The organism is Mycobacterium colombiense, from assembly GCF_001672755.1.
GTDB lineage: Bacteria > Actinomycetota > Actinomycetes > Mycobacteriales > Mycobacteriaceae > Mycobacterium > Mycobacterium colombiense_C.
This window is the reverse complement of the sequence record NZ_LZKI01000178.1, coordinates 1-753: the sequence shown is the minus strand read 5'-3', so window position 1 is coordinate 753 and position 753 is coordinate 1. Positions and strand designations below refer to the sequence as shown.

1 protein-coding gene and 1 pseudogene are annotated in these 753 nt (G+C 61.1%); both read right to left on the bottom strand.

Features of this window, described 5'->3' with window-relative positions:
- Positions 1 to 255: pseudogene (locus A5708_RS27695) on the bottom strand (XRE family transcriptional regulator); the annotation flags it as partial.
- Positions 256 to 529: 274 nt separating this feature from the next.
- A partial coding sequence (locus tag A5708_RS27690) for a hypothetical protein (protein WP_231117993.1) occupies positions 530 to 753 on the bottom strand: 224 nt, incomplete at its 5' end.

Below are 753 nucleotides of genomic sequence, written 5' to 3'. Positions count from 1 at the left end.
AAACTCTGCGATCGCCCGCAAATGCGCGACCGTCGGGTTTCTTTTGATGCCGCTCCTCAGCTGCCACAGATATGCCGGACTGATTGATACACCGGTTTTCTCGGTGATAGCGGCCGCGGCCGCGGCGTTGGACAGCGGGGCCGTGCCGGCCTTCCGCATGACCTCGAAAAGCTTGGTCAGCTTGTTCGCGAGATCAGAGTCGTTGTCAGCACCGCCACCGGCTGCCGCTTCGTCTGGCCCGCTGCCGCGATCCACTGCACTCTCATTTCATCCAAACACGAACATCGTGTACTGACGTTACCAGCCGTCCAGCGTTGAATCCACCGAGCACCCGGCCTGACCTTGGTCGTTTGCCACCAGGAAGGGGTCGGCCGCACGCCGTGACCGCCAACGAGCCCCCGGCCGCACGACGAAGCTCGCAGGCCGGTGTCGCAAACTTTGTCGACGCGGTGTTCCAGCTAGCGGGACCCTCCGGCCCGCGACGCACATCATCTGTACGTAATGCCTTCTGCGCGAACGTTTTTAGATCCTAAAAGGCGGATGCGGATATCGGCTCTGAAGTATCGCGTTTTTCGCTGCCGTAACCGCCCAGGGCAACGATTCGGCAGGCTATCGGCGAAAGGCCGGGCTGTAACATGGGCCGAAGCTGTTGGCGTGTGCATGAAACGGGAGACCATTGAGATTCGACGATGTCCAGGCCGAAGGGCCGGATAACGGCGAGTTGGCGTCGCGTTTGACGAAGCTCTTCGAGGT